The sequence below is a fragment of the Povalibacter sp. genome, from assembly GCF_036735925.1.
Classification (GTDB): Bacteria; Pseudomonadota; Gammaproteobacteria; order Steroidobacterales; family Steroidobacteraceae; genus Steroidobacter.
The window spans coordinates 44,509-56,495 of sequence record NZ_DAINNK010000026.1 but is presented as its reverse complement, the minus strand read 5'-3'; the positions used below and the strand labels follow the sequence as shown (position 1 = coordinate 56,495).

Here is an 11,987-nt window from a genome sequence, read left to right as displayed (position 1 = left end):
TGGGACAGCTCGGCATCGTGCTGACGTTCGGCGACTACCCGGAAGCGGGCGAGACCCCTGACGATGTCGTGCCCGTACCGCCGGTGGCCGGTTGGCCGCCGGCTTGGGTGGCCAGCGGCAGCGGAATGGGGCGCGCCTATCAGGACATGGACAACCTGCGCGGCAGCGACACGGCTGGCGATCGGATGTTCGGACTGGAGGGCAACGATTCGCTGGACGGCTTCGGCGGTGACGACGAACTCGATGGCGGCGCCGGTTCGGACCTGATTCATGGCGGTCTGGGGTCGGATCGGATCACGGGTGGCGCGGGAGACGACCTGATCTTCGGTGACCGCATCGCGTCCAACGTGGGTTCTGCGCTGGGCTCTACTGACGGAGAAACGTATGTGCCCTATGGCCAGGGCAATACACCGGTGTTCTCCGGACTGGGCTGGGGTTACGAAGCAGGTCCAAGTGGAGCATTCATCTGGGGCACCGCTGGTGCAGGCTACTTCGGCGGACACGACGACTACATCGACGCAGGCGATGGCGATGACGGTGTCTACGCCGGTGACGGCAACGATGTCGTCGATGGTGGCGATGGCGCCGATTTTCTTGCGGGCGAAGCAGGCGACGACATCCTCAGCGGCGGCGCGGGCGATGATCTGCTGCTGGGCGATCATCAGCAGGCCACCAACCCGGGGTTGTTCAACTACTCCATCATTGCCGAGGGCGGTCGCGACGAACTGCATGGCGGGGATGGCAACGACACCTTGATCGGCTTCGGCAACGACGACACGCTGTACGGCGACGACGGTGACGACGTGTTGTACGGCGATGGTGACGGCAATGTCGTGGTGGCATCCGCTGAGAACGGTGCCGATTTTCTGGACGGCGGCGCCGGTGACGATCAGCTGCACGGCGGGGGTGGGCACGACTGGCTCATCGGCGGTGCCGGCAATGACCTGCTGAGCGGTGATGGCGGCATCACTCCGGGTGCGGCGTACGGCAATGACCTTCTCGAAGGTGGCGAAGGGAATGACCAGCTCATCGGCGATGGTGGCAGCGATTGGCTGTTCGGCGAGGCGGGCAACGACCAACTGTTCGGTGATCGGGATGCGCCCGGACTGAATCCAGCGCTGCACGGCAACGATTATCTGGATGGCGGGGCGGGCGATGACACCCTGGTTGGTAGCGGCGGGAACGACGAACTCATCGGTGGAGAAGGTGCGGACATCCTGTACGGCGATCAGGGCGTTGCCGGCCTGGCCGGCGAGTTTCAAGGAGACGATGTACTCGATGGCGGTGCCGGAGCCGATGTCCTGGTGGGTGGCGGCGGCGCGGATCGCCTGCGAGGCGGTGATGGCGCGGACACGCTCCATGGCGATGACGTGCTCAGCCGGACGCCGGTGGCGTTTCACGGGAATGATCACATCGCCGCGGGTGAAGGAGACGATGTCGTCTTTGGCTGGGGTGGCGACGATACATTGCTGGGTGAGGACGGCAACGATCAACTGGTCGGCGACGAAGTGACGCTCGATGCCGCCTATCACGGCAACGATACGCTGGACGGAGGGGCGGGCAACGACCTGCTCTGGGGCCTGGGCGGCGATGACCATCTCATCGGCGGGGACGGCGACGACGTTCTCGATGGTGACAATGGCGCGATGCCGGCGTTGATCGGCAACGATACGCTGGAGGGTGGTGCCGGCAACGACTCGCTGTACGGACGCGGCGGTGACGACGAGCTGTTCGGTGGCAGCGGCAACGACGGTCTGTCCGGCGGCGAGGGCGACGATGCGCTGTACGGTGAGGATGGGAACGACACGCTGCTCGGCGGGGTCGGCAATGACATTCTTTCCGGCGGTCGCGGCATTGACGTGCTGCAAGGTGGGGCGGGCGACGACACTTATATATTCCCCGCGGAAGACATCCAGATCGTCGACAACGTCGCCGACGGCATCATCGACACCGAGGGGCGCAATCAGGTCATCTTCTTCAGCGGCCTGACCTCGACGCAGGTGCAAGTCACCGCGGGCGCGGCGGCCGGCTCGGTGAACCTCGCCTCCAGCGACGGCACGCTTGGGCTGGTGCTGCGCGATGCGTTGGCCGGCTCCATCGAGTCCATCCAGTTCGCCGATGGTGTGTTCGTGTCCGCCGCGGCGTTGCTCGGTTCGCGGCTCGATGCGGCAGCGAATCAGAATTCCACCGTCAGCGGCGTATCGCTCTACGGCGGCGTGCGCGCCGACACGATCGTCAGCACCGGCAGCGATGTCACGATCTCCGGCGGCAAGGGGAATGATCTGCTGGTTGGCGGGCAGGGCAGTACCACCTACCTGTTCGCTCGCGGCGACGGCCGCGACACCCTTACCGATCTGAGCACCTTCGAGGCTTCGGGAGGTACACAGAGCAACGTGCTCGTCCTGGGAGAGGGCATCTCCAGCTCGGATGTTGTCCTCGTCGCCGATGCCGGTAGTGGCAAAGCCACCCTTGAGCTGGGTCAGGGTGATGCGGTCGTGCTCAATGATTTTTCGATAGAGGATCCGGTGGGTGGGCTGCGCACGCTAGATGCCATCCGCTTCTCGGATGCAACGACGCTATCGTGGCGGCAACTGCTTGAAGCGCGCGGCATCTCGATCACTAATATCACCGGTATGGCTGCCTTCGCCGGCACGCCGTTCGACGATCTCATTACCGGCTCCTCCGCCGCGGAAACGATCAGCGGCGGCGCCGGTGATGATGTGATCGACGGGGGCGGCGGGAACGATCTGTTGACCGGTGGCAGCGGCAGCGATACCTACATTCTGCGGCAGGGCTCGGGCGCGGACACGATCAATAACTTCGACAACGAAGCGGCATCGACAGATCGTCTCGTCATCGATTCATCGATCTCGCCTTTGGATGTGGAATTCTTCCGCATCGGTCAGTCGCTGCTGGTGCGGCTGCGCAACTCTACAGACCAAGTGCTGGTTACGGACTACTTCGACGATGCGGGTTTAGATGAGATCGTACTGTCGAACGGCACGATGTACACCCCCGATACGATTCCGTGGCAGGAGCAGGCCAGCAATGTGTTCCTATACAGTAGGGGCGATGGTCACAGGACGTTCCAGGTCAGCGATCCGGTTGGTGTAGTGCTTGACAGTCTGAGGTTCTCGCACACCGTCGCCCCTGGAACGGTCGTACTTGCCACTGGCAACAATGGTGACTTGGTCGTCAGGTTCAGGAACGAGAATGGTTCGCTGGACAGTTCTGATCGCATTACCGTGCCTGCTGCATTGTTGGTTCCGGCTGCCAGCCTCGATCGTATCGAATTCGATGCTGCCCCGGACCTACTGTGGTCCGCCCAGGACATTCGGTTTCGTGCCCAGTATGCAACTGAAGATAGCGACCAACTTCATGGAACGATGCACGACGACGTGCTCGCAGGTCTAGCCGGCAATGACATCATCGAGGGTTATGCAGGAGATGATGAACTTATCGGAGGAGTTGGCAGTGACGTGCTGCGCGGTGGCGATGGGAACGACCTGCTGGATGGTGGTGCAGACAATGACACCCTGGAAGGGGGCGGCGGGAGCGATACATTCCTTGTCCGTCCGGGAGGCGGAGGAGACAGGATTCAGTCTTTCGATACGGATGAGCTGTCGATAGACGTCTTGTTGTTTGGAGCAGGCATTGATCCCGATACCTTGCGAGTAGCACCGTCGGGTCAGGATCTCTATCTCTCCTACGCGGATCTCACGGCTAATGCGATGGCATCCGTAAGAATCGTCGGCTATCTCAATCCGGCACGCCAGAATCAAGTCATAGACCAAATTCGTTTCACCGATGCGCCGGGCGTTGTCTGGACGTTGGTTGACGTACGTGAGCGGTTATACGGACCAACTTCCGGCTCCGACATGCTTCGTGGAGCAGATGGAGATGATGTGCTCCTCGGTCTGGAGGGCAATGACACACTGCAGGGCGAGGCTGGCAACGATGATCTGGATGGTGGAGCGGGAACCGATGCTCTTTACGGTGGAGAGGGCAACGATACTTATCGATTCGGTGTGGGTTACGGTATCGATCAGATCATTGAAGTTGGCGGTGCAGATACAATTTTTTTCAATGAAGGCGTCGTGTCGACAGATGTCGATCTAATCAAGACCTATGTTGACAGTAACGGCAATGCCGACCTCCTGATCATTCTCAACAACCTCGATCGACTGACGCTGCTCAACTACTACACCGCGGCAGGTGCAGTCGAATCCCTGGCTTTCAGCAGCGGAACCGTGTGGACTGCCGCGGATGTGGCGGCTCGTTTGCTGGACCTGACTGGCAGCGCAAATACGCAAACCGGAACATCGGGAGACGATACATACACCGTCGATCACATAAATGATGGCATTGTCGAAACGGCTGGTGGTGGAATCGATACAGCTTGCGCGACAACCAGTTACACATTGCCAGCATACGTTGAGCGTCTGGTTCTCCAGGGCGTGGCGGATCTGTTTGGCAACGGAAACTTTCTGGACAATACAATTACAGGTAATAGCGGCAACAATCGTCTCCACGGTAGTAGTGGTGTCGATACACTGATAGGTGGTCCGGGCGACGATACCTACACAGTAAGGGCACCCAGTAACATCTCGGCCGTCGATGACTTCGTTATCGAAAATATAGGCGAAGGCTACGATACGTACATCATTGAACTTGGCTACGGAGGTTCTCTGCCGGCCAATGTAGAGAGGTTGATCTACTACCCCGGTAATTCATGGTACGAGAGTCAGAACGAGGTGCTGTCGGGGAACGATCTGGACAATGTAATCGATGCAAGTGCGCCGACTGCGGGCGGTCGAGTCGTTCGGATCGATGGTCGTGCCGGCGCCGACTGGATGATCGGCGGCGACGCACGCAACGTCTATGTTGTCGACAATGAAGGCGACATTGTTGACGAACGCAACCTTGGATCTGCAACAGACACGGTTGAAAGTTCAATCGCTTTCGTGTTGCCAATACTGGTCGAGAACCTGGTCCTGACTGGTTCTGCGCCGATCTCCGGAACTGGAAACGGGGGTGCAAACCAAATCAACGGTGCCACGAATACGGCGGCAAACCTCCTGATCGGTAGCGCAGGAGACGACACATATATACTCGGCGCGGGGGACACTGTATTCGAGATCGTCGGTGGAGGCATCGACACGATCGTCATCAATCATGCTTCGTTGTCATCGTCCCTGGCTGACTATGAGAACGTAGAGAACATCCAGTTGGGCTCCGCTGCCGTGACGACCGCCGCGGGTGATGACGGGAACAATCGGATCGTCGGCAATGCCTCGAGCAACACACTGTTCGGCGCCGGCGGTGATGACACGCTGATAGACGGTCCCATCCCAGGCAGCATATGGGAGCACAGTCACTTTGACATACTCCACGGCGGAGACGGAAATGACCGGCTGATCTCCAATAGCGGATACGACACGCTGATCGGCGGACCAGGCGATGACGAACTGATCGCATATGCCTACACGCCTGCTTCCACTGCAAGTTTCGTTTTCGGGCATGGTTCCGACTACGACACAGTCGTGTATGCCAGAGGAAGAGTCAAATTCGATGACTCGGTTTCCCCTGGAAACGTGCGCATGATGCGTGAAGGAGCGACCCTGTACGTCTACGTTGGCACGACTGATCGCTTGGTGGTCGTGGCATTCTCGAGTGCGACGTCATGGGAGTTTTCGGAGAGCTTTCTCGGTTTCCTGTTCACCAGCACCGGAACGCAATGGGGTGTTGCTGAGGTACAGGCGGTTATTCAAGACGATGGAATGCTACCGTCTTCAGGAAACGACGTGCTTGATGGCACTGCCATGCGTGATCGCATCGACGGCCTGGCAGGCAGCGACACGATCAATGGGTTTGCGGGTGATGATCAGCTTGAGGGCGGCATCGGAAACGATTTTCTGAGCGGAGGCTCCGGTGAGGACTCGCTTAACGGTGGTCTAGGTAACGACCTATTGTCCGGCGGCGCGGGGAGCGACACCTATGCGTTCTCGGCCGGCTTCGGCCTGGACCTCATTCGGGATACGGAAGTCGGCCAGGTTCAGGATGCCGGGGTCGACCGCGTCATTTTCGACGCGACGATCTCGCGCGACGAGGTCGTCTTCACTCGCAGCGAGACCGACCCGACGGACCTCTGGGTAACAAGGCGCGGTACCGGTGATCGTCTGACTGTGGAACTCTTTTTCGCTGGCCCGACAGTAGGCGATCTGATCGAACAGTTCGTGTTCGCGGATGGCGCGGTAGTAACGTCGGGTGATCTGCTCGGTGCATCGGTAGTTCACGGCTCCAACGCGGCTGATGTCCTGACCGCCAGTTCCATAGGGGACACCCTCTACGGCTACGGCGGTAACGATACGCTGACGGGAGGCACAGGTGGGGACGTCCTAGATGGCGGAGCGGGCGCGGACATCATGGCTGGCGGCTCGGGAGACGATCTGTACCGCGTCGATAACCCTGCAGATCTGATAGTGGAACAGCCGGGCGACGGCGATGATGCCGTTGATAGCGTCGTCTCGTTCGTCTTGTCCGATCACCTCGAGCATCTGCACCTCGGCGGTACCGCAGCCATCGATGCAACAGGCAACGGCTCGGCAAATCGCCTGATCGGCAATGAAGCGGCGAATCAACTTGATGGACGCGGTGGCGCCGATACGATGATTGGCCGGGGCGGCAACGATACTTACATCGTCGATGATGTCCAGGATGTTGTGCGGGAAGAGGAAGCGGAGGGCTACGATACCGTTAACGCCTCCGTGAGTTACGCACTCCCCCATCACGCCGAAGCATTGGTACTGCACGGCGCGAACCACATCGATGCGACGGGCAACACCCAGAACAACTACCTGCGCGGCAACACTGGCAACAACCGCATAGACGGCATGGCGGGCGCCGATACAATGGTCGGTGGCTTGGGTGACGATCTCTACATCATCGACAACGTCGGCGACGTCGTCGTGGAAAACGACGACGAAGGTATGGACACCATCGAATCGTCAGTCAGTTATCACGCGTCCGAAAATATCGAGATAGTGCGGCTGGTCGGAACGGCCGCAATCGATGGAATTGGCAATGCACTGAATAACACTCTGATCGGCAACGCTGCAGCCAACATGCTGGATGGTGCTGCCGGCGCCGATGAGATGCAGGGAGGCGTGGGCAATGATACGTACGTCATTGACAGTGTTTCCGACGTAGTGATCGAGCAGGCGAGCGAAGGCGAGGACCTGATCATCTCGGTCATCGGTCTCGCTCTGCCAAATCACGTTGAGCGACTGCGCCTGGTCGGGAACGGCTTGATCGACGGTACGGGCAATGCTCTCAACAACACCATCGAAGGCAATGCGCGAGCGAATGTTCTCGACGGAGGTCTTGGCGCAGACATCATGAGTGGAGGAGCAGGTGACGATTTCTACCTTGTCGACAACATCGGCGACGTGGTTACCGAATTAGCGGATGCAGGGATCGATACCGTCCATAGCATCGTCAGTTTCTCGATGGGATCGAGCCAGATCGAGCATCTGCTATTGCTGGGCTCCGATGCGATATCGGGGTTCGGCAATGCCCTTGACAACATGGTCATTGGCAACGATGCCGCCAATACTCTCGACGGTGGCGGAGGCAACGACGTGCTCGATGGTCGTGGCGGCAATGACATCATGGCGGGCGGTGCCGGGAATGATATCTACATCGTGGATAGCGCGGACAGCATTACCGAGTACGCCAACGGAGGCGTCGACATGGTCCGCGCGTCGGTGACGCACACCCTGGCTGCCAACGTCGAGGACCTGGAACTACTTGGGACCGGGGATATCAACGGTACGGGCAACAGCCTCGTCAACCTGATCACTGGAAATTCCGGCAACAATACCCTGAACGGTGGTGGCGGTGCCGATACCTTGATAGGCGGGGCGGGCAACGATACCTACGTCGTCGACAACGCCGGTGACACAGTCATCGAGGAAGCGGAGGAGGGTATCGATGCCGTGCACTCGTCGGTCAGCTTCACGCTGGGCACTTACTTCGAGAATCTGACGCTTACAGGTAGTTCCGTGATCAATGGGACAGGCAATGCGCTCGACAATCACCTGATCGGAAATTCCGGGAACAATGTGCTGACCGGAGGCGAAGGCGACGACGTCATCGATGGCGGCGCCGGTAACGACACTCTGATTGGTGGTAGCGGAAACGATACGTATGTCGTCAACAGCACTGCCGACGTTGTGACGGAAGCGGCAGATGCCGGCTTAGACTTGGCGATTGCAAGTGCGACTTACACACTGTCGGGCAATGTAGAGAATCTGACTCTCTCCGGCTCGGCATCGATCAACGGGACCGGCAACGAGCTTGCGAATACGATCATCGGGAATTCCGGGAACAATGTTCTCAATGGAGGTGCCGGCGCGGACACACTGATCGGCGGGGCAGGGAACGACACCTATGTCGTGGACAATGTCGGCGACGTCATCGTGGAGGAAGCGAATCAGGGCACTGATCTGATTCAATCCGCCCTGAGCTACGCGCTCGGGGAGAATCTCGAGAATCTGACGCTCACCGGCACTGCCGCTATCAACGGTGTCGGCAACGCATTAGCCAATGTGCTGACCGGTAACTCGGCCGACAACGTTCTGGATGGTGGTGCAGGCGTGGATCAATTCGCCGGCGGAGTTGGAAACGACACTTATGTCGTCGATGCGACCAGCGAGCTGATTACCGAGGCTGCAGGCGCCGGGATCGACTCGGTTTTTTCTTCGGCATCTTTCACGCTTGCGGCCAACGTGGAGAATCTGACACTGACCGGCAGCGAGAACATCAATGCCACTGGCAATGCGTCGGCGAATACACTGATCGGGAACAGTGCTGACAACGTGCTGAATGGTGCGGGTGGTGCCGATACGATGCAGGGCGGATCGGGTAACGACACTTACGTCGTCGACAGTGCGGGCGACATGATCATCGAGATCGCTGGCGAGGGCATTGATCTGGTGCAGTCCAGCGTGTCGTTCGTGCTATCTGCGGCAATCGAGAACCTGACGCTGACCGGCAGCAGCGGCCTGACTGGCACGGGCAATGAACTCGACAATATCCTGACGGGCAATAGCGGCGCCAATACGTTGCTGGGGGGCGACGGCAATGACGCCCTGGATGGAGGTGCAGGCAATGACCGCATGGAGGGCGGCGCCGGTGACGACATCTACGTGGTTGCCAATACGGGAGACGTGGTCGTGGAAGCAGTCGGCGCAGGCGGAGATACGGTGCAGGCTTCCATCACATATACGCTCGCGGCAAACGTGGAGGAACTGCTCCTTACGGGCAGTGCCGCGATCAATGGTACCGGCAACGATCTCGACAACGTCATTACAGGCAATGGTGCGGCGAATACGCTCTCCGGGGGGCTGGGCGCTGACATGCTGATCGGGGCGGGCGGGAACGATATCTATGTAATCGACAACCCGGATGATGTTGTCGTCGAGAACTCGGCCGAGGGAGTCGATACGGTTCAGTCAACCATTACCCATGCACTTGCTGCGAACGTCGAGAACCTGACACTGACAGGTGGTGCTGCGATCAACGGTGCCGGCAATGAACTCGACAACGTACTTGTCGGCAACGGTGCGGCGAATGCTCTGACGGGCGGTTCCGGCAACGACACATTGAATGGCGGTGCTGGTGCAGATCAGCTCGCCGGCGGCATGGGAGACGATCTATATGTCGTCGATAACGTCGGGGACGTGATCGTGGAAAGCGCCGATGAAGGCAACGACACGGTTCAGTCCTCTATCACATACGTTCTGGGCATCAACCTGGAGAACCTGACGCTGACAGGAACGAGTGCGCTCAACGGCACCGGTAACGCGGCTGACAATGTGCTTGTCGGCAACAGCGGCGCCAACACACTGGATGGCGGCACGGGCGCGGATAGTATGAGCGGCGGGGCGGGCAGCGATATCTACCTGGTTGACCACGTCGACGACATCGTGATCGAGAACGCCGGCACGGATCTGGTCCAGTCGTCGGTAACTTACACGCTATCCTCGAATGTCGAGAATCTGACGCTGACGGGAACGGCCGATATCGATGCGACGGGCAGCGAGCAGAATAACGTGTTGACGGGCAACGTCGGAGCGAACAGGCTGACCGGCGGTGCGGGGAACGACACGTATTACGTCGACAACGTGGGTGACATCGTCATTGAGCTGGCGGATGAAGGCATCGACACCGTGCAATCATCGATCACATTCATGCTGGGCGCCCATGTTGAGAACCTGACATTGACGGGATCGAGTGCGATCCACGGTACGGGCAATGATCTCGATAATGTGCTGACGGGAAACTCGGGCGTGAATATCCTCATCGGTGGTGCGGGCGACGACGTGCTGAACGGCGGCGCCGGCGCGGATCAGTTGATCGGAGGTGCCGGTAACGATACCTACGTGGTCGATAATACTGGGGACGTCGTCAGTGAACTCGTCGATGAAGGCATCGATGTGGTGCAATCCTCGGTCAGCTACGTGCTGGGTGCAAATCTGGAGAATCTGACTCTGACCGGTTCCAGCGGAATCAGTGCGACCGGCAATAGTCTCGACAACGTCCTCGTCGGCAACAGCGGCGCCAACACTCTCAATGGAGGTGGCGGTGCGGACACCATGAGCGGTGGAACCGGGAATGATACCTATGTCGTCGACAATATCGACGATGTGGTCATCGAGAATGTTGGCGCCGGGACGGATCTCGTCCAGTCGTCAGTGACATACGTTCTCGGCAGCAACGTCGAGAATCTTACGCTGACTGGCGCGGCAAATATCAACGGGACCGGCAACGAGCTGGCGAACGTGCTGACTGGCAACGCGGGCGCCAACGTACTATCGGGTGGGTTGGGTAACGACACCTACGTCATTAGTGACGCATCGGACAGCGTCGTGGAACTCGCTGACGGAGGTATCGACCTGGTCCAGGCCTCGCTCACTTATGCGCTCACCGCAAACGTCGAGAACCTTACCCTCACGAGCTCGGCCGCTATCAATGGCACGGGCAACGTGCTGGACAACCTGCTTACCGGAAACAGCGGTGCGAATATCCTCATTGGTGGTGCCGGCGACGACACGCTCAACGGAGGTGCGGGTGCTGACTCGCTGCAAGGCGGCATGGGCGACGACCTCTACGTGGTCGATAACGCAGCAGATGCCATCATCGAAGTTGCCGGCGAGGGTATCGACACAGTGCAATCTTCGATCGCCTTTGTGCTGGGCGACAATCTTGAGAATCTCACGCTGACAGGAAGCTCTGCGATTGCGGGCACGGGGAACACGCTCGACAACATCCTGACAGGGAACAGCGGTGCGAATACCCTTGCCGGCGGTGCCGGCAACGACACGCTCGATGGAGGCAGCGGCAACGATACGATGAGAGGTGGAACCGGAAACGACCTCTACATAGTTGCGCAGGCCGGCGACGTGGTCGCGGAAGATGCTGCAGAGGGCATCGACACCGTGCGGTCATCGGTCTCGTACATGCTGGGTGCAAACGTTGAGCACCTGACGCTGACCGGTACCGGTGTACTCAATGCGACCGGCAACGAGTTGGCAAATGTGTTGACCGGTAATACGGGTGCCAACACCTTGGCGGGCATGGCAGGAGATGACATCCTTATCGGCGGTAACGGCGCGGATATCTACAGCTATTCGGCCGGTCACGGCGCCGACACGATCGACAACAGCAGCACGGATGCAGCGTTGGACAGGCTGAATTTCACGAATCTCACTCGCTCGCAAGTGACATTCTCGCGTTCAGGCGATGATCTGTTGATGCTGCGAGACGCGGTGGACACCGACAGCGTTCGAGTGACGAACTGGTTCACTGTGACCGGCAACCAGCTCGACTTCGTGCAATTCACGGATCAGACGCTGACCAGCGTTCAGATCAACGCCCTCTTCGAAGAAGGAGGGCAATCAGGATTCGCGAGTTACCAGGTTGGT

Annotated in this window: 1 protein-coding gene; it reads left to right on the top strand. The window is 59.3% G+C overall.

Annotated features, from left to right (window positions below; all coding sequences use genetic code 11):
* Nucleotides 1–11,987, top strand: an 11,987-nt coding sequence (locus V7D81_RS10225; RefSeq protein ID WP_324316289.1) for a calcium-binding protein, incomplete at both ends; no start/stop codon positions are given.